This window comes from Stieleria neptunia (assembly GCF_007754155.1).
GTDB classification, from domain to species: domain Bacteria; phylum Planctomycetota; class Planctomycetia; order Pirellulales; family Pirellulaceae; genus Stieleria; species Stieleria neptunia.
The window spans coordinates 7,136,118-7,160,733 of sequence record NZ_CP037423.1 but is presented as its reverse complement, the minus strand read 5'-3'; the positions used below and the strand labels follow the sequence as shown (position 1 = coordinate 7,160,733).

Sequence of the window (24,616 nt, the reverse complement as noted above, 5' to 3'; positions counted from 1 at the left end):
CCCGTGGCGTAAGCTTCCAGCTTGCGATCCTCGGCCGTCCCGGCCGTCCCCCTTCCGCACTTGTTCCCAGGCTCCGCCGGACGCCGTGAACGATTTTTTAGCGGCAGGGCGCGAGCCCTCCGGTGTGTTGGCAAAAAGGCGCAAGCCGGGGAGTTCGCGGGCTGTCGATTCAGTGGGATTGGTCGAGCCATTGGTGAGCCGCTGGCCGTAAGGCCTCGGGCGGGCACCTGGATGCCCGGCCGCTTACGCGTCGCGGCTCACTAAGAATAAAAGTTGACGAAGCACTAGACCAACGAGGGCGCGGCTCGCCCCATTTCGCAAGAGAGGGTTTCGACGAATGGGGCGTGCGCAAACACGACTCACGACTGCGTATCGCGCACCGCGACGCCGTGTCACGCCGGTTTCTTGTGGCAGTGAGGCTCCACTCGGCTTCGGCAACCCAGAAGCTTGCCCTACACTGCAGTTACACTGTCGCCATCGAACATGAACCTTGATCATCAGACGAGAACCCTTGGCGTGAATCGAATCCTGCTCGCCGGACTGTTGTTTGCACTCGGTTGCCATGCCATTCGTTGCCCGGCCCAGCCCCTCCCGCAACCCTCGTTGACCGACCGACTGCTCGCTGAGGACAGTGGATCACTGGCCGCGCTGGCACGCGAGCGGGGGGATGCGGTTCGGGGGGCCATCCTGTTTTCGACCCAGTCACTCGCCTGCACCAAGTGCCACGCCCAAGGCGCCGCCGATCTGCTCGGACCGGACCTCACCGAAGTCTCTGCGGAACGGAATGACGAAACGATCGTCGAAGCAATCCTGCAACCTTCCAAGTCGATCGCCAAGGGATTCGAATCGGTCAAGATCCTGACCCAGGAAGGTCGCGTGGCGACCGGACGAGTCATCCGGCAAGACGCCGACACGATCGTGCTCCGGGAACTGTCCGATGCCAATCGCTTGATCGAGATCGCGCGCGACGACATCGATCGCATGGAACCGCAAACGGTTTCCGCGATGCCGACCAAGTTGGCCGATCAACTCACCGACCGGCAACAGTTTCTGGATCTGGTCAAGTACCTGATGGACATCGCCCAAACCGGGCACACACCCCACGTCGCCGCATCGGTGCCCGCGTCAAGGATCACCTCACTGGACCCGCAAATCCATGGAACGGTTTTGCTGGACCAATTCGGTTGCGTCCGCTGTCATGATGACAATGCCGCGGAACCGACGATGTATTCTTCCACGCCACCCAAACAGGCTCCGCTCTTGACCGCGGCGGCATCGCGGATTGATCCGCATTACATCCGACGTTTCATCGCGGATCCCCACGGCGTGAAACCGGGGACCAGCATGCCGGATCTGATGCAGCATCTTTCCGACGCGGATCGCGAGGCGGCGTCGACGGCGATCACCCAGTACCTGATGTCGCTGACAACGGAGCCTTTCCAACGGGGATCGATCGACGACAAGTCGGCATCGCGCGGTCGAGAACTGTTTCACTCGGTCGGATGCGTCGCCTGCCATTCACCGCGCGGCGATGACGGCGACGAGTTGATGGCCGACCGTTCGGTGGCGCTTGGCGATCTGAGTCGGAAGTACAGCATCGATGGGCTATCGGCTTTCCTTGAAAATCCGCATTCGGTACGCCCCTCTGGTCGCATGCCCGATATGAAACTGACGCATTGGGAAGCGGTCGATTTGGCCAACTATCTGGTCAGCGGTGCGGGGGCCGATGTCGACCGCCAACCGATGCCAACCGATCCCGACCTGATTCGTGCCGGCCGCCAGTCGTTCAACGAACTCGGTTGCGTCCAGTGCCATGTCGCCGAACACGGCCAAACGCAACCTGTTCAGGGCCGCGGGCGTGCCGGTCGTTATCCGTCGCTGGCTGAATTGAACACGACCCGGGGTTGTTTGTCGGGGGAGCCGGGCGCATGGGCGAACTACCAATTGGACGACACCCAGCGTGACGCGATTCGAGTTGCCCTAAAATCGTCCGCCGCCACGCTTGATGATCGAGAACAAGTCGTGTTGACGATGGCAACGTTTCGTTGTGACCGTTGCCACACACGCGATGGCTGGGGCGGGGTGTCGGACCAGCGCGATCCGTACTTTCACACGAGCAATGAAAACCTCGGACCCCAAGGACGGATCCCGCCGCCGTTGAGTGGCGTCGGAGGGAAGCTGCGTTCCAAATGGCTGCGCGATGTGTTGGTCAGCGGTCGCTCCATCCGCCCCTACATGAAAACCAGAATGCCGCAATACGGCGCGGCCAATGTGGCTGATCTGATCGATCGCTTTGCGTCGGTTGACCCCAAGCCGTTGGTCGAAATCATCCAGACGCAGGATCCCAAGGAAGCTCGCAAAACGGGCTTGGAACTGGTCGGAAACGGCGGGCTGAACTGCATCGCCTGCCACACCTTCCAACACAAACCGGCGCAAACCATGCCGGCGGTCGACCTGACCGAAATGGCCGAGCGGCTGCATCGGGAATGGTTTTATCAATACATGGTCTCGCCGCAGTTGGTCAGCCCGGGAACGGTGATGCCGTCGTTTTGGCCGGGCGGGAAAGCGATCCGCAAAGAGATCCTGGGCGGAGACCCGAACCTGCAAATCGGAGCGGTCTGGGAGTACCTGCTCGAAGGACGACAGGCCCGGACGCCGCGCGGATTGCAGTTAGAGCCGATCCGTTTGTTGGCCGACCGGGGCCGCGCCGTGATGCTGCGTCGAAGCTACCAGGGGATTGGCAAACGCGGCATCGGAGTCGGCTATCCCGGTGGATTGAATCTGGCCTTTGACGCCGAGCAGATGCGGTTGGCGATGATTTGGAAAGGCGACTTCGCCGATCCCGGCGGCGTCTGGCGCGGCCAGGGTCACGGAACCGTGCGACCACTGGGAAGCGACTTGATTCGATTCCAACCCGGTCCAGACTTAGACGACGCCCAAACGCCCTGGATCGTTGACGAGGGGCGTCCGCCGCATCACCAATTCATCGGCTATGACCTGGATGACATCGGCCGACCTACCTGGATGTATCGATGGGGTGTAGTCGAAATCTCGGATTACGCGGTCGATTCGCAAGACGCGGACTCCGAACAAACGGTGTTGAAACGAGCGGTGAAATTCACCTCCAAAGACCAACGAGACAACCTGGTCTTTCGCGTTGCATCGGGCGAGAACGTGAAAGCCATCGACGGGCAATCCTTTCTCGTCGACGACAAGCTGAGTGTCCGAATCGATCCGGAACATCAAGCGGACATCTTGCAATCGGAAACGGGAATGCAGCTGATCGTTCCGCTTTCCCTGTCGCCCGGCAGCACCACGCTGGAGGTGCAGTACCGATGGTAACTCAGTGGGATAGGCTTCCAGCCTGTCATCCCCCACTCGTTCCCGGGCTCGGCCTGGGAACACAAGGTTCCGGAGGCTCCGCCTCCGCCGCAACGACAGGCTGGAAGCCTATCCCACTCGTTCCCGCGGCGGAGCCGTGGAACGAGTCACGTGACTACGAAACACCGATCAACTATCGAAGTCCCATGCGTCTTACAACAACCCTCACCCTCGTTTTCGCCCTCCTCCTCTCCGCGGCGTCCTCGACGCACGCCCAAACGCTCGGTGAATATTGGGACACGTCCGAAGAGGAATCCAAGTACTACAAGATCGTCGAGATCCCGATGCCCGATGGCATGGCAATCGAAGCGGGCAGCTTTGAAGTCCTGCCCGACGATCGGTTGGCCATCGGAACCCGCCGCGGTGACATCTTCTTGGTCGAAGGCGCATTCGAGGACTACCCGCAACCGAAGTACAAACGCTTTGCCAGCGGGCTCGACGAAGTCCTGGGGATGTCCTTCAAAGACGACGCGTTCTACATCACCCAGCAAACCGAAGTCACCAAGATCAGCGACGAAAATGGTGACGGACTGGCGGACCGTTTTCGAACCCTCAGCGATGTCTGGGGATTCCGCAATTATCACGAGTTTGCCTTCGGTTCGAAACTGGATCCCGAAGGCAACATCTGGGTCGCACTGTGTCTTTCCAAATCCTATCAGTCCGATGAACCGTTTCGCGGTTGGTGTGTGAAGGTCACTCCCGATGGCAAAACGATCCCGATTTGCAGCGGCATCCGCAGCCCCTGCGGCATCGGCCCCAACGAACACGGCGTGATGTTTTATGCCGAAAGCCAAGGACCCTGGAACGGATCGTGCAGCTTGAAGGTGTTGGAGCCGGGCGGATTCATGGGGCATCCGGCGAGTTTTCGCTGGTATGACTTGGCGAGGAATCTGGAAAAGCCACAGGTGGAACCGAACACGCCGTCGAGGTTGATGACCGAACGACGGCGAGTCAAAGAGTTGGTGCCGTACGCGGTCGTGTTTCCGTACATCAAGATGGGGCGATCGATCTCGGGCTTCATGGTCGATCACACCGGCGGCAAATTTGGGCCGTTTGAAAACCAGATCTTCGTCGGGGATTTCAGCCTGAGTGTGGTGATGCGGGCGACGACCGAAAAGATCAACGGGGTTTGGCAAGGCGCCTGCTACCCGTTCCGCGAAGGCCTGGCGACCGGATTGTTGGCGTGTCAGTTCACGCGGCAAGGCGACCTGATCGTCGGCGGCACCAACCGCGGTTGGCCGGTACGTGGGCCGCGAGAATTTGCCATCCAACGACTCGACTGGACCGGGATCGTGCCCTTCGAAATCAAACAACTCAATGCGTTGCCTGATGGGTTTCGTGTGACGTTTACCAAACCCGTCGATCCCGAGATCGCCTCGCAACCCGAATCCTACCAACTGACGACCTACACCCACCTCTATCGACAAGGCTACGGCAGCCCCGAAGTCGACCAGACGACACCCACGGTGACCCAGGCGATCGTGTCCGACGACGGTCTGACCGTTCAGCTCAAGATCGACGGGTTGGTCCAAGGGCACGTCCATGACTTTGACTTCCATGCGATTCGCGAACCGAACGGCGAAAAGCTGGTCCACACCCGGGCCTACTACACGCTCAACGAAATCCCGAAGCGGCCCAGCGACGCGGCCGCATCGAATTAACGAGCGGGGAAAAAGAGTTCGGAGGCAAGAAAACTTGCGTCGCGACTTGCCCAAGGTTTTCAAATCTTCTCACTTCCAACCATTCTTTTCCTGCCTCCCATCATTCTGCCCCGTATCATTCTGCCTTCCTTCCGCCCCCATTGTTTTGCCAATCGCCCCGGTACCACGCCTAACGATGCCCGAAACGAACTCACCGAGGATTGTCCAACGTGCACGCCGGTGACATGATCAGCAGCGAGCAGACGTGGAAGTTCGGCCAAGACGAGCGGTTCGTTCGGTCTTGGCACCACCCCGATGCGCCGCCATCGTCTCATTCACGAGAGATCGTGTTGGGAGTGGTGCACGGATTGGGCGACCACTCGGGACGGTTCGATGCCTTGGGGCGTTGGTTTGCCGGTCGCGGAATCCGCGTGTATGCCTTTGACCAGGTCGGGCACGGCAAAAGCCCCGGACGCCGGATGCTGATCCCCTGCTACGAAGCGTTATTGGATGACGTCGACATTTTTCTGAACCGTTTAACGGAACGGCATCCCGACGCGTCGGTCGGTCTGTTGGGCCAGAGCATGGGAGGCAACTTTGTGCTCAACCACCAGCTTCGAGGCTATTCCAAGATGGCGTGGATGATCGCGGGATCGCCGATGTTGCGTGCGGTGAATCAACCCGGACCGATCTGCCTGTTTCTGCTGCGACTGTTCGCGAAGATTCGCCCCGACTACGTGTTGAACTCGTCAGTCGATCCGGCCCGCTTGAGTCGCGATCCGGCAATGCAGCGTGCTTTCATGGAGGATCCACTCGTGCAGCAGAGAATCAGTCTCCGTCTCGGCAAGGCCCTGATCGATTCGGGGCGTTGGGCGCTCGATCACGCCGAGCAACTCACCACGCCGACGCTTATCACCCACGGCGACGCCGATTTGATCACCTGCCACAGAGCCTCCGTGGAATTCGCCCAACGAACACGAGGCCGAGCGGTCACAAAGATCTGGGCACAAGGAACGCACGACCTGCACCACGACATCATTCGTGACGACTATCTCAGCAGTGTGTTCGACTGGATCGTCGCCGAAGTGACGAATCAAGACAGCTAGTCGCGCGCCCTGCCGCTAACCAAAACACCCCCGGAAGGTGTTAGCGGAACGGCGCGAGCGGGCTGTCCGTTTTGTGAGCCGCGACGCGTAAGCGGCCGGGCACTGCGACGTTGCCCGAGGCCTTACGGCCAGCGGCTCACCATTAACGCAGCAGATCCCGACTAAATCGACAGCCCGCGAGCCGTCCGGTATCCGCGCGAAAGACCGGAGGGCGCGCGCCCTGCCGCTAAAACGTCGATGTTCGGATCGTGGGCCTGCCGTCGCCTTGGTCTTTGTGTGGACAATCGGTAACGCGACGATGACAACGGTCAAAATGAGTGCTCCAGTGAAAACGCTCCTGCGGCGAATCCCTCAGATCCATCAGAACGCGGATACGCCACCCGCGACCGACCCGATGCCGTCCTTGCGACTGAGCCGATTCGATGCGGTCAGTTCGTTCTTGTCCGCATTGATGATCTTGCTTGGCACGACGGTGTCGATGTTGTTCATCCTGTGGTTGCTGGGAGAAGGTGCGGCAACGCAACCCGAAGTGCATGTCGAGCGGACACGCGTCAGCACCAGCCCGATCGGTTTTGCCATGGACTTCGAACCGCCCGGGGCGGAGGAAATCGAAGACACGTTGGCGTCGATTGAAAAAGAATACTGCGAAACCAACGGCAAGTCGTTTCCACGCGACATCGCCAAAACCGTGTTCCAAAGCGATGCGACGGCAGACGGATTCTCGTTCCAGGTCGTCGGCCAACGGTATCGATCGATCGGCGATCAGAACTAAATGGGATCCGCTTCCAGCCTGTCAAATCCATCGAAAGATCGATCCAGGCAACGGATCGAGATCTCCGCTGCTCGAAATAGACGCGGTGTCTTGTTTGCGTTACACTCTTGTTTCGGCGTCACAGGTTGATCGTGTGGCTGTCGATCCCGCACCATCTCGCCTTTCGTCCACCGTCGCTGAATTGAGTCATGTTGATACTACGTCTGATGGGAACGTTTCTTGCCGTCGGCCTTGCCTTCGTGGTGCCGGCTTCCGCCCAAGACCCGGCGGTGCCCGGTCAGGAGACGACCGGACGCAGCAAACGATTGTTTGACCGCTTTGATCAGACCGCCAAGGATCTGGAGATTCAGTCGCAAGACGGCCAAGTCTACCAGTGGCAACGCACTCCGCTTTTCCGCTTCAGTTCCGAAGGCAATGTTTTTGGAAGCGTGTTCGTTTGGCAAACTCCCTCCAAACGTTTGGCGTTGATCGGAACGATCGGATCGATTCCCATCAATCGGCAAGACTACGAGTTTGTCGAACTGCATCTCCTGCGGCCGACGCCGATCGTCCCGATGACCGTCGGAAAGGCGCCGCGCAAGCGATGGATGCCGGCAGTGGATGAACTGGAGCTAAAGACCGTGCCGTCTGCTCCAGCGGTCTCGACGGACAGTGGGAGGCGACTGGTTCAAATGCGCGGTATGGCCCGTCAATTCAAGGCGGAGATGATTCACAAAGGTCAGACGAATCATCTGCGATTGCTACCGCAGCCGCTGTTCAGGTACCAGGATTCGACCGCGGAATTCGACGGTGCCCTGTTCGCGTTCGTCTGGGACAATGGGACCGACCCCGAATTGCTGCTTCGGATCGAGGTTCAACGTGAAAACGACCAGAGCGTCTGGAAGTATCAAGCGGTCCGGTTCACCTGGCGGCAACTGCGATTGCACCATCAGGGCAAACCGGTGTGGGAAGCCGAGGAGTTTCTCGAACGAGACGGTGTCGAGCAGCGCACGCCCTACCTGACCGGCCTGACGGATGTGATACCGGAGTGACATTCTGGGTACGCGTCACGGCTCGATCAGCGCGTTGCGAAACTCGCGGGCGGCGTGTTGATTGAGTGAGCCGTGACGCGTCAGCGGCCGGGCCTTCTGGCGATGCCCGTGGCCCGTGGCCCGTGGCACGATGCACGATGCACGATGCACGATGCACGATGCCCGTGGCCTTACGGCCGGCGGCTCACGATCGGCTCAACCGATCCCTCTACTTCAACGGGCCGTCAAAACCTTCGGCGATTCGCTGAGGAAAACGAGGCGTTGAGAAAGCACTAGCATTTTGGTTCGGATTGGGGGACGATGGATGCATCGAAACGACGTCGTTTCGCGATGATTTGATGCACAGGAGCGAAGGAATGAAAGCGATTGCCACCAGTGTCAGTTGTTGTTTGTTGCTGACGACCTTGGCCGTGGCGCAGGACGCACCAAAGCCCGCGGACATGGCATCGACCGATTGGATTCAAAAATTCGACGGTGATTGGATAACGATTTCCCGTTCACCCGATCAATCGGTGACGTACAAGGGATCGATGACTTCGCGACGGATCGGCGACCACTGGGTCGTCAACGAGTTTCGGACGAACATGGGGGGATTTCATTGCCACGCCCAGCAGACGCTCGGTGTTGACCCCAAGCAAAACGTCTTCACCGCGACGTGGGTCGACAATGCACTCGATTTCAAATGGGACTATGAAGGAACGCTCGATGAAGAACAGCAGCAGTTGGTTTTCGTAGCCGAAGGGCCCAGCATGTCCGTCAAGGGCGCGACGGCTCGCTATCGTGAAATCTACAAGTTTCAGAATGCGGATCGGATCGTGACCACGTCCCAAATCTTAACTGATGACGGAAACTGGAAGACGTTCATGTCGGGCGAGATGATTCGCAAAAAAGCGGATGCCCTGAGCGCGAAGCCGAGTGTCGCCCCGCTGCTGATGTTCCAAGGGGACGCGGAACGAGCGATGAAGTTCTACGTTTCGACGTTTCCTGACAGCGGGATCGAAAGGGTCACGAAGTATGGCGAAGGCGAAAACGGCAAAGCGGGGACGGTCAAACACGCGGCGTTTCGCCTCGCCGGAACAAGGCTGCTGTGCATCGACAGCCCCGTTGATCACCGTTTTGAATTCACTCCATCGATCTCTCTTTACGTGGATTGCGAGAGCGAAGAGCAGGTCGATCTGATCTTTAAAAACCTCGCCGAAGGCGGGAAGGTCCTGATGCCGTTGGACGACTACGGTTTCAGCACTCGATTCGGATGGGTGACCGACCCTTTCGGCGTGTCCTGGCAGTTGAGTTTTGGCGAATTGAAGTAAATCGGGTTAAATGGTGGGTTCGGAGGCCCACCACAAACTGGGAGAACAATCATGTCCAAGTGTTTGATCGCCGAATACAAAACGCATGCCGCTGCGAAAGTCGGTCTCGAAGAGCTCGAACAAGAGCACTACACGTTAAAACATATCTCCGTCGTCTCCAGTGCCAGCGATCCGGCGGCGGTGCATCTCAGCGAGCTTCACGAGGAGCACGAGCACAGTTCGGGTAAACACGGACCGGATGGACGGAGCACTTCGCTGGGGATGCTGATCGGTGGGACCGTTGCCGCACCGATCGCGGCCGGAACATTGGTCGGCCCGTTCATCATGGCCGGACCGCTCGTGGGAATGGCGATCGGCGCCGCGATCGGCAGCCTGCTCGGGGTGATGGAGCGGTGGGGTGTGGATCACGACGTCAGTTCCGACTACGAAGCCCGCGTGGAATCGGGCTCGGTGCTGGTCATCGTTCACGATGTCGACGCCAAGGCACTCAACCATGCCGAGAAGGTGCTCCAAGCAACCGATCCCAAGACCCTGGAGCGATACGAGATGGACTAACCTTTGGTGTCCAGTCTTCAGACACCGTTCAGCTTAAGGCGGTCGCTTTTCTGGTGTACGACGGCCCTTCCGGGCCGTCGCCCGTGGGGCTCTGCGCGACGACCTAGAAAGGACGTCGTACCCCCCCTCCGCCGACCACCTCTCGCCCATTCGGTCAGATCATTCAGATTTGTCGCGTTTCGCGCTAGCCCTAAGCTGGACGGTCCCTGCAGTCTGCACACCAACACGCTCTGCGCTTATTGGGGCGACGTGTCCATCGGCAAACTGCGCTGGCCCAGTGCGTTGTCGAAATCCAAGACGGCCGCAGGGTCATCGGCGATCATCTTGATCCGCGCCAAGTTCGTTCGGGCGGTTTTTTCTTCTTCCACTTGCTCGGTCACGAACCATTGCAGTTCCACCAGCGACGCGAACGCTTTTTGCTCCATCGCCATGCTGAACAGGTCGTCGATCCGCTTGGTGTTTTCCTGTTCCTGTTGCAATGCACACTCGAAGATTTCGACGATCGAACCGAACGTTTGACGGGGCGCGTCGAGCGGCGACAGCTTGACTTCGACGTCGCGATCGAGCAGGAATTCGTAGATCTTCATCGCGTGCGTGTACTCTTCCTGAGCTTGTGCCCGCAGCCATCCCGCACAACCGGCAAGTTGTTCTTGGGAACACCAGGCACTCATCGCCAGGTAGGAATACCAAGAGGCAAATTCCGAGGCGATTTGTCCGTTCAAGGCGTCGTTGATTTGTTGATTTGACATTTTTTTGGGGCCTTTCATGTGAAGGGTGGAACCGGTGTCGCCATACATCGGTTTTCGCAGCGCCGCCGCGTTCTGTCGAGTCCCGGTGCGGGGGCATACCAGGGGGCAAGCCTCTTTTCCTTGTTGCTCGGGCGTGAACCGGAGCCTTGGCCGGCCCCGAGGCCGCATCGTATGCGTGCCACCGACCCAGCCCATGAAGCGGCTCATCACGCCGTCCACCAGTGGCCGGAGCAGCAGTTGGTAGTGGTTCGGCATCAACGGACCCCTTTGTTTCCGGATCCGGCTCTACCTCCTGACCACGTTGAATCCGTCAAGTCGTCGGTGACGGTCCTTTTCCAACCCGGGAATAGTAGGTCGCTTCCAAATAGTAGCTGTTGGTGCGGACCTCTCCCTCATTGAATTCCAAATCTCGTAGGTAGCCTGCGAATCGAACTCGATCGCCGTCAGCGAATTCGATGTTCAATGGCACTGCAATCACCGCACAGCGTTCCTTGCTATCCCGGTTCTCTTCATCAAAGACTCTGTAGACCGCGTAATTGTCGAAGATCGGTGTCATCGTGTAAGTCGTGATTTCACCAACTGTGATCGGAATCATGATGAAACCACCGAACTGGGTTTTGTCATGGCAGTGTTCAACGGGCCCCTCAACGACGACAGCGTCGCCGGCTTTACCTTCATGATCCACCGACGATGGGTTGATGACTTTCGGCATCGATTCGCGATATCTTTCCCGCAAGTTCGGTTCAAGCATGTTTAGAATTGCAAACTTCTCTGCTTCGGAAAAACCAAGCGTTGCCAATTTGAGGAACAGAAAGGCATTGTTTGCTCCGACGAGTTGCCCTGCTGCTTTTGCCAATTCGCCTTTGGTGACAATCTTGTCATCTGCGTGAGAGAACAGGTGGTAAAACCGGCCTCCGTTGTCGAGCTCTCCAATCAGGTCATTGACTGATTTGAATGCTTTGACTTCTAACATGAGATCCACCGCGACAAAAAGCTGATTCAAAGAGGGAGGCAAGCAGGATGCTTACCCCACTTGGTTTGTTACAGCGTCGGAGGCGTCCAGTCGGGGATTCCCCTCTCCGCCAATTGCTTTTCGTAGCGCACCTTTTGAGGTTGTTGTTCTGCGTAGGGGGCGTCTTCGTTGACCATCAACGGCACGGTGTCGGCCCACCACTGGTCGTAGGCCTGACGCAGTTCGGCGATGACGTCGGGGTGATCCGCCGCGACGTCCTTCGCTTCGTAGGGGTCTACCGAGATATCGTAGAGTTCCTTGTTGTTGACGAACCGCCAACGCTGGGTCCGAACGGCACAGTTTTTGAACTTGCTGTCGTTCGGGTCCTCTCCCTTTTGCCAACGGCCTTGATGGACGAACAGTGTGCGATCCGGCCACGCGGCCTGGGGGTTTTCCAGCAACGGGATCAAGGAACGCCCGTCGATCGGTTGGATGTCGTCGGGGACCGTGACACCGGCCAGCGCGCAGAACGTCTTGTACAGATCGAGGTGCGCGGTCAGCGCCGGGATGTCGACGCCTTCCCCCAGTTTTCCCTTCCACCGCCAAAACGCCGGCACATGGGTTCCGCCTTCGTACGGCGAGCCCTTTCCAGTTTTGAATCCGGCCGTGAAGACGGGTTCGGACTTGCCGTTCCTCTTGGCACTGCGTCCGGCTTGACCATTGTCGGTCATGAAGATCACCAGCGTGTCGTCCCACAGGTTCCACTGGTCCAGCTTGTCCATCAAGATGCCGAAGTTGTCGTCGATGTTTTCGATCATACCGTAGCGGCCTTGCAGGTTCCGATCCCAACCCAACTCGCGGAACCGTTTCTTGTACTTTTCCGGCGCCAGCATCGGCCCGTGCGGCGCGTTGGTGGTGATGTAGGCAAAGAACGGGGAGTCTGATTCGTGCTGTTGTTTGATGAAGCCGAGTGCGGCTTGAAAGAACACGTCGGTGCAAAAGCCTTTCGTTTGCACGATCGTGTCGTTGTGCAGGATGACGTTGTCAAAGTATTTGCCGTCCGCGACTCGATTGGGCGGGAAGTCGGCACAGCTGCCGGGGTACGCCTGGCCGATCCCGCCGGCTCCGTGAATGAAGGTCTCACTGAAGCCGCGGTTGTAGGGCTGGTAGGCGTCTTCATCACCCAGGTGCCATTTGCCAAAAATCCCCGTGGCATACCCCGATTCTTCCAACAGCTGTGGGAACGTCGTCGTCGACAACGCCATCCGCTCGCGTTCTTTGATCGTGTGCGTCACACCGTTTCGAAATTCATGGCGACCGCTGAAAATTGCCGAACGCGTGGGGGCGCAGGTCGGACTGACGTGGAAATCCGTGAATCGGGTCGAGATCGCATGGAACCGATCCAAATTGGGCGTCCGCAAGAGCGGGTTCCCCATGCACGACAGATCGCCCATCCCTTGGTCGTCGGTCATCACCAAGATGATGTTCGGCCGCGAACCGGAAAGTGATTCCGCGGGTAACCGGGATGCGAGCGTGCAAAAAATCACGACACCAAGGACGGCCAGGGCCATGCGAATCTTCATTGTCTGTTTTGGGGGTGCGAGAATGGATTGCGGGAGAAAAGAGTTTAACCACGGATGGCAAAGCAACGGTGGAGAAAAAATGAAACGCCAACGCTTGTTCCCCGGCTCTGCCTGGGAACACACTGTCCTGGAGGCTCCGCCTGGGCCCGATGACCGCGTGCGGCGGAGCCACACCGACATTGCGTTCCAAGGCTGAGCCTTGGAACGAGGCTCGATGACAGGCTGGAAGCCTATCCCACTGTCACTTGTTCCCGGGCTCTGCCTGGGAACACACTGTCCTGGAGGCTCCGCCTCCGGCCCGATGACCGCGTGCGGCGGAGCCACACCGACATTGCGTTCCAAGGCTGAGCCTTGGAACGAGGTGCGATGACAGGCTGGAAGCCTATCCCACTGTCACTTGTTCCCGGGCTCTGCCTGGGAACACACTGTCCTGGAGGCTCCGCCTCCGGCCCGATGACCGCGTGCGGCGGAGCCACACCGACATTGCGTTCCAAGGCTGAGCCTTGGAACGAGGCGCGATGACAGGCTGGAAGCCTATCCCACTGTCACTTGTTCCCGGGCTCTGCCTGGGAACACGCTGTTCTGGAGGCTCCGCCTCCGGCCCGATGACCGCGTGCGGCGGAGCCACACCGACATTGCGTTCCAAGGCTGAGCCTTGGAACGAGGCTCGATGACAGGCTGGAAGCCTATCCCACTGTCACTTGTTCCCGGGCTCTGCCTGGGAACACACTGTCCTGGAGGCTCCGCCTCCGGCGCGAAGCCCGCGTGCGGCGGAGCCACACCGACATTGCGTTCCAAGGCTGAGCCTTGGAACGAGGCTCGATGACAGGCTGGAAGCCTATCCCACTGTCACTTGTTCCCGGGCTCTGCCCGGGAACACACTGTCCTGGAGGCTCCGCCTGGGCTGCGCAAAATTGCAACTCAGAAGGATAGCAGATTTAGGCCGTATCGGTTCCTGGGGATGACGGTAGTACGCTGCGGCGGAACATCGTCATGGTTTGTCTGAGGTTGTCCTTCACCCAATTGCATAGGGTTTTGTGGGTAACGGAGGCGAGGCTCGTTTCAATGGCTTCCGCACTGACGTCGGCGACGCTGGCAGCCATTGATAAGACGTTGCGGGTGAAACCGCTGCGAGAATGTTGTCGACCCATCTGCTTGCCCTTACCGATCAAGGATTCAAGGATTTCGCTGCTCGCCGGCAACCTCTCCCCGGGGGCAAGAATGCTTGAATTCTCTTCGATCGCCGAGACGATCTCGTCGCGAAACGCTTGGCTCTGCCAATCGCCTACATCACACGAAAGTTTTTCAGCCAGGGAAGCAGCCGAGTCTGCGTTAAAACCGACTGTTCGTGAGTGCTCTAACGTCTTGTCGACCATCCGCATCAGACGTGCCCAGACTGCGATCGATTCACGATAGTCAAGCACCCAAGCGAATTTCTCTTCCAGGCGACCAAGTCGATCTTGTTGCTGACGTTCTTCATGGGGGGTGTCAAGCAGACGCAACATCCGCTCTGCCCACCCGATCAGACTGTGCAGATTCATGAAGCGTGCCTTGACCTTGAGTTTGGGAGGCAACAACGATCCCAGCTCAGTCTGTTTGGCTTTCGGTTGTGTCTTTCCACAGTGCCCGAGAAACGAATCCCATTGAGGGTCTTTCTGCAGGACATGTTTGAGTGCCGTCGCAGTTCGGTGACACATGTCGGTCAATGCGATCGTCGACTCGCTTTCCTGTTGAAAACCAGCGATTCCGTTGACCAAGTCGGAACCTTGGTCGGAAATGATGGCCTTGACCTGACCGACTCGGTCAGCAGCTTTCTTCAGTTGCTCGGCAACAATCTTGCCGTTGGATGTCTGGACAATCTCGATCAGGATGGCCGAGAGATCGCTCAGTCGGATAGGCCGATCGAGATTGAGCCAATGTTCAAGGCGAATCCCAACGATCAAAAGACATTTCTCGTTTCCCAATTGGATCGTGTGGTCGACCAGGAGAATCCAATCGTCGGCCTGTTCTTTGGGACGCGTTAATTCATGCAGCCCCCGTCGCAGCGTCCAGTTCTGAATCGTGTTTGCCGTAGGGGCGTGAGACAATCCAGAATGGATGGTGCCTAGCGTGCGGGCAATTTTCTCACAAGCTCGATAGCTGATGGTTGCTTGGAGCACCCAAGAAATCGTGAGTACAACGAGACTCAACGAAAAAGAATGTTGGGGGGCCGGCGGCAGCAATTGAGTCGACGGCTGCGTCGGGCGATTCTTCAGGGGCTGCTCCGCGTTTTTAACTGCTCTAATTCACTCTGCAGCTCGGCGACGCGCCGCCGCAGTTGGCTTGCCTCGCCTCTCCATCGCTGGCGGCTCTCTCTCGCATTGCAGAGGTTTTGCTTGAGTTCCTTAATCAACCGCTTGGATTGCATGGCGTTGTTCTTCCATTTCTCTCGTCCACGGCGTGCCGAACCAAGAAGTTTGGAAACAGGTGACTTATACTCAATCGTGGCTTGAGACATGACTGAACCTCCATGACGCGGAAAAACTGCATATAAGAGAACCAATTCCGTCAAATTCTCAAATAGCAATTTCAACACAAAACCGGTCGGTTTTGCGCAGCCCAGGCTCCGCCTCCGGCCCGATGACCGCGTGCGGCGGAGCCACACCGACATTGCGTTCCAAGGCGGAGCCTTGGAACGAGGTGCGATGACAGGCTGGAAGCCTATCCCACTGTCACTTGTTCCCGGGCTCTGCCTGGGAACACGCTGTCCTGGAGGCTCCGCCTCCGGCCCGATGACCGCGTGCGGCGGAGCCACACCGACATTGCGTTCCAAGGCGGAGCCTTGGAACGAGGCTCGATGACAGGCTGGAAGCCTATCCCACTGTCACTTGTTCCCGGGCTCTGCCTGGGAACACACTGTCCTGGAGGCTCCGCCTCCGGCCCGATGACCGCGTGCGGCGGAGCCACACCGACATTGCGTTCCAAGGCTGAGCCTTGGAACGAGGCGCGATGACAGGCTGGAAGCCTATCCCACGTCGTCTCGGCTCAACTCGATCTCACTCGCCGTAGTACGTGCGAATGTTCCGCTGGCCGGCCGCCAGTTCTTCCAGTCGTCGCTTGAGGTACCGGTGTGAGATCTCACGAGCCTTGGCCCGGTCCGCTTCATCATAATCCCAGAACTCTTGCACGACTTCCTCACAGGCCGGGTAGTGGGAACCATCGTCACCGACGCGTCGACGTGTCTCAGCGAGCTGTGATTTGAGTTTCGCGGCCAGCTCGGCGTGTTCGGGATCGTCATAGAGGTTGCGCGTTTCTTGGGGATCGTTGACCAGGTCGTACAGCTCCCAACCGGCCGGCGTCTGGTAACCGCCGTCGTAGTTGCATCCATAGTAGTAGATCAACTTGTGCGTCTTGGTGCGGATCCCCATGTGACCGGGGTTGTCGTGATGGGCCATGTGCATCCAATAGCGGTAGTAGGCCGCCTGTTTCCAATCGGCGGGCTCGTCACCCGATTCCAGCATGGATTTGAAGGAGCGCCCTTGGACGGTTGCCGGGATTTCTGCGCCGGCGAAGTCGAGCATCGTGGGGCCGTAATCGACGTTTTCGATGATCGTGTCGAAACGCTGACCGGCCGGAACGGTCTTGGGGTAGCGGACCAAAAACGGCATCCGCTGAGATTCCTCGTACATCCAACGTTTGTCTTGGTAATCGTGTTCGCCCAGCATGAACCCTTGATCGCCGGTGTAGATGATGACCGTGTTGTCCATCTGGCCGGTCTTTTCGAGGTGGTCGAACAGACGCCCCAGGTTGTCATCGATGCCTTTGACGCAGCGCAAGAACTTCTTCAGGTAGGCGTTGTACGCCAGGCGTGTGTTTTGCTGGTCGGTGTAATCCGCCGGGTCATAGCCTTGGGGGAATTCGTTGGGATACAACTTGGGCAGATCACCGAGGTACGACCGACGCGGGTTGCGCGATCCGATCGACGTGCCGATGTGGGGAACCAATTCGTCGTTGTCGCCACGTGTTGCCAACGATCCGAACGACTCGCCGCGATCCCAAAGCGTTTCGGGTTCGGGAATGTCGACATCGGCCAAATACGATTCGTAACGCGCCGCATTGTCAAAATAATCGTGGGGCGCCTTGTAATGATGCATCAAGAAAAACGGTTTGTCTTTGTCGCCCCGCTCGGAAAGCCATTGCAGCGACAGATCCGTGATCGCATCGGTGACGTGTTTGTCCTGGAAATGGATCAGGTTCTTGCCCCACGGCTTGTCGCCGCGAATGCGAAAATCAGGGTTGTGGTATTTCCCTTGCCCGGGCAAGACACAGTAGTAATCAAAATCGGCCGGCTCGGCTTTCAGGTGCCACTTGCCGATCATGGCGGTTTCGTAACCCGCCTTGCGCATTTGGAGGGCCAGCATCTGTTTGCCCGGGGCAACGCTGCCGCTCAGGTCGAACGATCCGTTGACATGGTTGTATTGCCCGGTCAACACGCAGGCGCGCGAGGGCGAACAGATCGAATTGGTGCAGAACGCGTTGGTGAACAGGGCGCCTTCCTCGGCCAGACGGTCGATGTTGGGCGTCGGAGCGATCTCGGCCAGACGGCTGCCGTACGCGGAGATCGCGTGCGCCGCATGATCGTCCGACATGATGTACAAGATGTTCGGACGCTCGGCCGCGTCGGCTTCACGCGACACCAGAGCGACGGCGATCAAGAAACACAGGCAGAATGCAAAGGGGCGAAAAGTCATCATCAGATCAAACGTGGGGGCATTGGTGTCTACACATCCTCAGTCTTGTGACGGGTGTCGACACGGATGAACGTAGGGAGGTCGAGTGGGGTGTGATTGGAGTGGTCAATCCGGCTCCGATCCGGCTCCGCAGTATAATGCAGCCGCTGGCGATGATCACCGACCGTGTTCGGATTGTGGGCGATGCACAGAAAGTCCTTTGCCGATCATTGCCAACGCACGCCCGAATCCAAACAATTTGGATCGCCCCCGATTGGCGCGATCCCCCCAGCCATGTTGATGAACCCGGAGCCTCGCTGATGAAACCGACCTGCTTGATTCTCTTATTGTTCGCGATTGCGTTCCCGCCGACGGCGTTCGCCGAAGATTTGCGGCAGTCGGTCCGTGCCGATTATGACGTCCATCTGGCAAGCCTGTTTGATCACTTTCACCGCCATCCCGAGTTGTCGCTGGTCGAATACAAGACCGCCGCCAGGATGGCGCGAGAAATGCGCGCCGTCGGGTTTGATGTCACCGAAGGCGTCGGAGGGACGGGGGTCGTCGCGCTGATGAAGAACGGTGACGGACCGACCGTGATGATGCGGGCCGATATGGACGGATTGCCGGTCGAAGAGAAATCGGGACTGCCCAACGCGTCCAAAACGACACAGCAGAGCCCGATCACGGGCGAGGTCGTCCCCGTGATGCATGCCTGTGGTCACGACGTGCATTTAACCAGCCTGGTCGGTACGGCACGCTACATGTCCGCCAACCGCGACGTTTGGCAAGGCACCTTGATGTTGATCATGCAACCGGCCGAAGAACGTGTGATGGGCGCCCGCGCGATGAAGCAGGACCGATTGTGGGAACGTTTCGGCGTCCCCGATTATGCACTCGCCTTTCACGTCACCTCACGCGACCGATCCGGATTGATCAATGTCTCCGAGGGAAGCCCCTATGCCGGTTCGGACACGGTCGACATCATCATTCACGGCGTCGGGGCGCATGGCGCCAGCCCGCACCGAGGAAAAGACCCGATCGTCCTGGGCAGCCAAATCGTGATGGCGCTGCAAACGCTGGTTTCCCGCGAGATCGCGCCCCGCGTTCCCGGTGTGGTGACCGTCGGGTCTTTTCACGCCGGAACCAAACACAACATCATCTCCGACAGGGCGCAGCTTCAGTTGACCGTCCGCAGCACCAGTCCGGAAACACGCAAGACGTTGTTGGATGGCATCCGCAGAATCGCAACCAACATGGGACGTGTGGCGGGGCTGCCGGAAGACAAGTTGCCCGAAGTCATTGTGTCCAAGGAAGGCGTGCCGCCGACGTCCAACACACCCCAGCTGGCGCGACGCTTGCGAGCCGCATGGCAGAAAACCATTGGCGAGGATCAGGTCATCGACGAGCCGTCCAAGGGCATGGGCGCCGAAGATTTTCCGATCTTTACAAGCAATCCGACCATCCCGTCGGTCTACTGGTCTGTCGGTGGCACGCCGCAATCCGCCTTCGACACCGAAGCAGCTGGCGGCGCCCCGGTGCCGAGTCATCATTCACCCCTGTTCAAAATCGAATCCCAACCGGCTGTCATCCGAGGTGTCGAATCCACCGTCGTTGCGCTGATGACCCTGATGGGCAGCGAACAAGCCGCCGGCCGCTAGCTCATTGCTGTGAAGCATTTGTTAGCGGTAGGGCGCGAGCCCTCCGGTGTTTTGGTAAAGATGACGGACCGGAGGGCTCGCGCCCTACCGCTAAAAACTCGACAAAACACAGGGAATAAACGCTTCACGGCGTTATCGCTCGCCCAACTGATTCACTCGCGAGTTGGTGCCCGACTACTCCATTTCACCGTCACTGATCACCACGTCGTCGACGCTTCGGGCGATCGTGATGGCGTCCTTGATGGATTGCTTCAGATATTTCGTGTTGTCGTCTTTGCCAACTTTTCCGCTGGCGATGTAGGCGGAATAGATCTGGGCCGCGGCCTGAACGATGACGCTCTCGCTGTGCTGCAACGTGATGTGCTTCTTCGCCATGTTTTGATGTCCTATGTGATGTATCTGGTGGAGGTTTCGGGGACGGGTGTCCATTGCCGAGTCGCAGCAGTTTATCACAGGTCCCGCTCTCCGACCCGATGACCAGGTGCAGCAGATGCACTAGTGCTTTGTCAGCTTTCAATTTTCGAGCCTGCGTTTGTCGAGCGGAAAAGGGGGCAGGTACCAAAAACCAAATGGCCCGCAGGGTGCTTCGCATTTTTGGTACCTGACCCCTTTTCCGCGGTACCCTAAGAGTAAAAGTTGACGAAGCACTAAGCACGTCAGCACGAGTTATTCGGCATAACTTTCAAGTGATGGCATGTAGGTTACCTCACCGATTTCGCATAGCTTCGTCGTCAGCGTTTGTAACAAGGTTTTGAATCGTTCCCAGGCCGTGGCGGGCATTTGTTGATACTTTAGTTGCCTCCATAGTCGCTCGATCGAATTCAGTTCGGGACTATACGGCGGAAGATGATAAACCAGCAGCCCACGCTCTGCCCAGCGTTCGATCGATGCTTCAAAAGCTCCGCTGGTGTGGCAAGATGCATTGTCGAGGATGACCACCGTTGTTTGGTCAATCGTCTCACAAAAATCATCCATGATTTCAATGACCGTTTGCGTGTTGACGTACCCTTTGTGAAGATAGGTATGGGTGGTTCCATCTTGATGCTCAAAGCCAAGTGCCTGAACCGTCGCCCCATGGGCGCCGGTGACTGGCACATCGGTCCGTTCGCCGATGGGAAGCCATCCGTATGGCACCACGCCCTTAAGCGAAAATCCCGCTTCGTCAAAGTATACGACATCCAGTTCAGGTTCATTGAGCAACTCGGCGAGTTCCTCTTGAGCCAACCGGAAAGCCTTTTCGTCTCGTTTTTTCCGCAGGCTGCGCCGAAACCGCTTCCAGCTCAAATTGAATCGTCGGGCGTAACGACGCAGCGAATGTCGGCTGATCGATTTGCCGGTCCGTGTTCGCAAACGCGACAGGACTGTGGCAGGCCGGGAGGGAAATTGCCGCAACAAATCTTTGAGGATTTGCTCTTCCTGTTCATTGAGCTTCCTCGGTCCGCCTGGTCGCTTTTCGTCCAGCAGGGCGTCTGGTCCGTCTTGTTCAAAGTGTTTGATCCAAGCTCGCACGCTGTCTCTACTGACACTAAGAATATCGACGATCTGCTCAATTTCGTATTGAGCATCGCTCAGAAGAATCGCGTGTGCCCGTATTCGTGTGTAATGGTTTGGATGCTGTTTCCAAAGCTCAATCAGACGGTCACGTTGCTGCTGGTTCGTGATTTTCGCGAAAACGGTTGCAGGTCTTGCCATGGTAAGTCTCCCGTGATTGTCGGGAGGCACCGACCTTGCCAGGCCCGTCCGACGACCGGACAATTAGCTAGCAAAAGAACGAACCGCGCCCATCGTGACAAACCTGCAAAAGCCTTGCCAATTTCCATGAACTACACATGCTCACGTGCTTAGTTGGCGGTTTGTGACTTGATCACCAGATAGGGCTGGTCGGGCCGGTTGACGGCCGGCCACGGCGGCGCCAATTTCGGGACGTCCCAAATCAACTCGCCGTTTCGATGCACGGTAAAGCGGAGGCTGTTCTGCCGACCCAGTCCGTAATGCCAGCGTGTTTGGCCGTCTCGACGTCGGGCTTCCAGCAATAGCAGCACCTCTGGGTTGTTCGTATTGCCTTGGCAAAACGCAAACATTGCCCCGTCGACGATGCCTCGTTTTTCGCTTTGATACCGAAAAATGGGTTTGGGCAAGCGACGCAAATTCCACGTCGACGTCGAATCCGAGCGATCTTCCGCCTTGGCGATGAATTCTTCCGCGATCGAGTGCATCTGCCTGGATCGCTGGTAGGGACGATCACTCGGCGCGGGGGCATCGGCCAGTGACTTCATCTCAAGCCCTTTTCCTGTCGACCAGGCCCTCGCTCCGTAACGCGTCATCGTCAACGGCGACTCGCTGAGCGATTGCAGTTCGGTCGCCAAATGCGTGTGCGGGGAGAACCATTTATAAATCGATGCGATCGCTTCGGGGCGGCCGTCCAGCGTCCAAATGTAAACGTCGCCGTAAATTTGACCCGAAACCGGATTGGTCCATCGCAACAGCGGTTCGGTTTCCCACTTCAGCTTTTCGGAATCGAGAAAAACCTCCAGTGCTTTCGCTTCCGTCTTGGCCAGTTCGATCGCAAGCTTGGCCTGTCCGTCAGACGCTTCTTGCCCGACGACGACACATGAAATCAAACACGACATCATGACGCAGAACGCACGCATGGTTCACCTGATGGAACGAGGAAGGGGTGCGTTGCGGTGTGTAGATACCGTTCCGCAATGCGATGACTCCAAGATAAGACGCGACGTCTATCGCGTCAAGCAAAATGAAGTGAAGCGGGTGGTTTCGAGATCGACGGTCGTCGACGCCGTCGGCTGCCGTCTACAATCAAACCTGTTGAGATTCATGCACCGATGATTTGGGCGCCTGCTTTGAGAAACATCATCCTTCTCTCGTTTGCCGTGCTCCATTGGCTTTGGATCGCGTCGATCGGGGCCGATGATCCGTCGCCTGTTGTGATCGAAGACGCGTTGCAGCACGTTCGGACCACCGCCGAACGTGAATGGGCGTGGTTTCCCGAAAACGCCCCGTCGCAACGCTTCGAACGAGAATTTGAATCGTCGAGCCACGATGAACCCTGGACTCTCACACTCCGTCAGCAGAACGTCAAACAGTCTTGGGATGTCGCCAAAGCGTCGAGTGAAGCCCGCCGGGCGGATCGCATGTCGGTCGTCGCCAAGCTTGAAGGTGTCGAATAGGCGATCCAGGGGGCGAAGGTGCCTTGCCGGCCGCCACGGAGAGTCGTCCGATCAAGCGGATCACAATTTTGATCCGCATTCGATTGGATTTGGCGCCCCGGTGTCGGCAAGAATTTGCCAGAATGAGCGAATCGTCTCCCGCCAAGCCGCGCTCTTCATGTGAAGGACAAAACTGAAATGTCTAATTTTGTCGACCCCCAGACTCCAGGTACCGAACCGCAAGTGCAGAGTTCCGGATCCGGCAACGGATGCTTGTGGGGTTGTTTGATCGCAGGCGGACTGTTCATCGGCTCCATTCTCTGCGCCGGATTCGGCGGCTATTGGTTCCTCAGCAACCAGATCGCCAAATACACCTCCGAAACCCCAATTGACCTGCCGACCGTCGAATACTCCGAAGAAGACCTCGCCGAACTGGACGCCCGCGTCGAAACGTTTCGAGAGAAACTCGATGCCGGGGAGACGCCCGAAGAAGACTTGGTGTTGACCGCCGATGACATCAACGCACTGATCAGCAAAAACGAAGACTTCAAAGGAAAGGTCTATGTCAAGATCGAGAACAACCAAGTCGAAGGCGACGTCAGCATTCCGCTGGACAAACTGCCGATGGGCAAGGGACGCTACTTCAACGGATCGGCGACCTTTGACGTCGCCATGGACGGAGGCGTGCTGATCGTCACCGTCGATCAGGCGGAACTCAACGGCGAACCACTGCCCGATGAATTCATGCAGGCAATGCGGCAAGAGAACCTGGCCAAGGATGTCTACAAGGATCCCGAAAATGCCAAATTCATGAGCCGGTTTGAGGACATTCGAATCGAAGACGACAAATTCATCCTCCGCGTCAAACGCGGTGGCGAGGAAGGTGTCCAGACCAATCCGATGGTCGAGCCCGGTGACGAAACCGCGACCGTAACCGAAACTGCGACCGAAACCGGCGAAAGTGAAGCCGACGAAAGTGAAGCCGACGAAAGTGAAACACCAGCCGCCGATTCCGGAACGGCCGAAGCGGTAAGCGAGTAGTCGGTCGGTCACGTTGTGCGTGACGTGATAGGGCAAGACGATAGGGCAAGACGATGGGGGCAAGACGATGGGGGCAAGACGATGGGGGTGGCAGAATGATGGGGGTGGCAGAATGATGGGGGCCATGACGATGCGGGAGATCGACAATGAGGGTTCGCGAGAGGAATTCCTCCGAATGCTGGCCGATCAAGGCGAGGAGCCGGCGTTTGTCACCCGCGGCCGACGGCTGGATGCGGCGAGGGAGCAATTGCGTTGGGCCTGCCAGACTCATCGACAAACGTTGCTGCGCGGTCCAAGTCTGCACCTTCGGAAAATTGCGGCGATGATTCATGGCGACTGGTCAAAACTGGCTCCGTATCTTGCCTCACCAAGCCAGTGGCGTTTGGTTGCCTCCTTTCATGAGAATTGGAATCGGCATGCGCCGCCGCCTTGGGCCAACCAGGGGCTATGGGCACAACGACTCGATCGGCCCCTGCGTCAGTTGCGCGACTCCATCGACCGATTCAACCGTGCCTGGCAAGGCCACCTGGACGGGTTTGACTTGGAGCCGATCAACCAGACCATCGCGGACTTCAATCAGTACTATGTTCTGGAAAAAGCCTGTGCGTTCGGACGAGAGGATATCGCCCGCCGAGGCTTCGAACCCATCCCACCGGTGACCAGGCAATCATTGTTAGACGAGTTCCCGTTGGTCGAGTTGCCGGCCCTGCGCTCGCGGTAGCTCACCCGGCCCGCGACGTGATGAAGGCCAAACGATCAGGTGACAACCACGGCTCCGCACGTCTTGTTCCGATCGATCGCTCCGTGTCTCCCCCTCTCCTTGTCTCCTTGTCTCCTCGCCTCCCCCACGCCGCGTCCTGCTATACTCCCTGCTTTCCCTCCTAGAAAGCGTTCCCGTTCGACCTTGAGACCTACCGGAAAAAGAGGTCTCGGTTCATCGGGAACATCCCACCGACGCAGAC

At 58.1% G+C, this 24,616-nt stretch carries 20 protein-coding genes; 11 read left to right on the top strand and 9 right to left on the bottom strand.

Annotated features, from left to right (window positions below):
* Window positions 1-516: 516 nt before the first annotated feature.
* The 7 genes from Enr13x_RS24890 (at window position 517) to Enr13x_RS24860 (ending at window position 9,795) form a co-directional block, all read left to right on the top strand.
* Window positions 517-3,342 (top strand): c-type cytochrome, encoded by a 2,826-nt coding sequence (locus tag Enr13x_RS24890; protein ID WP_197455337.1) that lies wholly within the window; start codon window positions 517-519, stop codon window positions 3,340-3,342.
* Window positions 3,343-3,527: 185 nt separating this feature from the next.
* A complete protein-coding gene (locus Enr13x_RS24885; protein WP_145389519.1) occupies window positions 3,528-5,042 on the top strand; it encodes a DUF7133 domain-containing protein in 1,515 nt (504 codons plus the stop codon).
* Between the two features lie 209 nt (window positions 5,043-5,251).
* Window positions 5,252-6,127, top strand: a complete 876-nt coding sequence (locus Enr13x_RS24880) for an alpha/beta hydrolase (protein ID WP_231744441.1) — start codon at window positions 5,252-5,254, stop codon at window positions 6,125-6,127.
* Window positions 6,128-6,425: 298 nt separating this feature from the next.
* Window positions 6,426-6,899, top strand: coding sequence for a hypothetical protein (locus tag Enr13x_RS24875; RefSeq protein WP_197455336.1), 474 nt, complete (start codon window positions 6,426-6,428; stop codon window positions 6,897-6,899).
* A 188-nt stretch (window positions 6,900-7,087) separates the two neighbouring features.
* A complete protein-coding gene (locus Enr13x_RS38215) occupies window positions 7,088-7,930 on the top strand; it encodes a hypothetical protein (protein ID WP_197455335.1) in 843 nt (280 codons plus the stop codon).
* A gap of 356 nt (window positions 7,931-8,286) precedes the next feature.
* Entirely contained in the window at window positions 8,287-9,240 is a 954-nt protein-coding gene (locus Enr13x_RS38210) for a VOC family protein (RefSeq protein ID WP_197455334.1), read from the top strand.
* A gap of 51 nt (window positions 9,241-9,291) precedes the next feature.
* Window positions 9,292-9,795: a DUF1269 domain-containing protein gene (locus Enr13x_RS24860; RefSeq protein ID WP_145389516.1), complete on the top strand. Its 504-nt coding sequence runs from the start codon at window positions 9,292-9,294 to the stop codon at window positions 9,793-9,795.
* Between the two features lie 236 nt (window positions 9,796-10,031).
* Here Enr13x_RS24860 and Enr13x_RS24855 read toward each other — a convergent pair whose 3' ends face one another.
* From Enr13x_RS24855 to Enr13x_RS24830, 6 genes are all read right to left on the bottom strand, one after another.
* Window positions 10,032-10,799 carry a ferritin gene (locus Enr13x_RS24855; RefSeq protein WP_145389515.1) on the bottom strand — a complete coding sequence of 256 codons (768 nt, stop codon included), beginning with the start codon at window positions 10,797-10,799 and terminating at the stop codon, window positions 10,032-10,034.
* Window positions 10,800-10,854: 55 nt separating this feature from the next.
* Window positions 10,855-11,547, bottom strand: a complete 693-nt coding sequence (locus Enr13x_RS24850; protein WP_145389514.1) for a hypothetical protein — start codon at window positions 11,545-11,547, stop codon at window positions 10,855-10,857.
* Window positions 11,548-11,585: 38 nt separating this feature from the next.
* Complete coding sequence (locus tag Enr13x_RS24845; protein ID WP_145389513.1) at window positions 11,586-13,079, bottom strand: arylsulfatase; 1,494 nt, start codon at window positions 13,077-13,079, stop codon at window positions 11,586-11,588.
* Between the two features lie 938 nt (window positions 13,080-14,017).
* Entirely contained in the window at window positions 14,018-15,238 is a 1,221-nt protein-coding gene (locus Enr13x_RS24840; RefSeq protein WP_145384426.1) for a hypothetical protein, read from the bottom strand.
* A 92-nt stretch (window positions 15,239-15,330) separates the two neighbouring features.
* The gene (locus Enr13x_RS24835; RefSeq protein ID WP_145384425.1) at window positions 15,331-15,576 is read right to left on the bottom strand and encodes a hypothetical protein; all 246 of its coding nucleotides are present in this window, start codon (window positions 15,574-15,576) and stop codon (window positions 15,331-15,333) included.
* A 538-nt stretch (window positions 15,577-16,114) separates the two neighbouring features.
* Entirely contained in the window at window positions 16,115-17,812 is a 1,698-nt protein-coding gene (locus tag Enr13x_RS24830; protein WP_231743765.1) for a sulfatase family protein, read from the bottom strand.
* A gap of 296 nt (window positions 17,813-18,108) precedes the next feature.
* On the opposite strand from Enr13x_RS24830, the gene Enr13x_RS24825 reads away from it, so the two are divergent.
* Window positions 18,109-19,446: an amidohydrolase gene (locus tag Enr13x_RS24825; RefSeq protein WP_145389512.1), complete on the top strand. Its 1,338-nt coding sequence runs from the start codon at window positions 18,109-18,111 to the stop codon at window positions 19,444-19,446.
* A gap of 174 nt (window positions 19,447-19,620) precedes the next feature.
* Here the strand turns inward: Enr13x_RS24825 and Enr13x_RS24820 are convergent, their stop codons facing one another.
* The 3 genes from Enr13x_RS24820 to Enr13x_RS24810 form a co-directional block, all read right to left on the bottom strand.
* On the bottom strand, window positions 19,621-19,821 hold the full coding sequence (locus tag Enr13x_RS24820) for a hypothetical protein (protein WP_145389511.1): 201 nt from the start codon (window positions 19,819-19,821) through the stop codon (window positions 19,621-19,623).
* A gap of 291 nt (window positions 19,822-20,112) precedes the next feature.
* On the bottom strand, window positions 20,113-21,138 hold the full coding sequence (locus Enr13x_RS24815) for an IS630 family transposase (protein ID WP_145385672.1): 1,026 nt from the start codon (window positions 21,136-21,138) through the stop codon (window positions 20,113-20,115).
* A gap of 149 nt (window positions 21,139-21,287) precedes the next feature.
* Window positions 21,288-22,097 (bottom strand): hypothetical protein, encoded by an 810-nt coding sequence (locus Enr13x_RS24810; protein ID WP_145389510.1) that lies wholly within the window; start codon window positions 22,095-22,097, stop codon window positions 21,288-21,290.
* Window positions 22,098-22,289: 192 nt separating this feature from the next.
* Here Enr13x_RS24810 and Enr13x_RS24805 point away from each other — a divergent pair, with 192 nt between their 5' ends.
* The 3 genes from Enr13x_RS24805 to Enr13x_RS24795 all read left to right on the top strand — a co-directional run bounded on the left by Enr13x_RS24805 (window position 22,290) and on the right by Enr13x_RS24795 (window position 24,375).
* On the top strand, window positions 22,290-22,634 hold the full coding sequence (locus Enr13x_RS24805; protein ID WP_231743764.1) for a hypothetical protein: 345 nt from the start codon (window positions 22,290-22,292) through the stop codon (window positions 22,632-22,634).
* Window positions 22,635-22,811: 177 nt separating this feature from the next.
* Window positions 22,812-23,654: a hypothetical protein gene (locus Enr13x_RS24800; RefSeq protein ID WP_145389508.1), complete on the top strand. Its 843-nt coding sequence runs from the start codon at window positions 22,812-22,814 to the stop codon at window positions 23,652-23,654.
* Window positions 23,655-23,778: 124 nt separating this feature from the next.
* On the top strand, window positions 23,779-24,375 hold the full coding sequence (locus Enr13x_RS24795) for a hypothetical protein (protein WP_145389507.1): 597 nt from the start codon (window positions 23,779-23,781) through the stop codon (window positions 24,373-24,375).
* The last annotated feature ends 241 nt before the right edge of the window (window positions 24,376-24,616 follow it).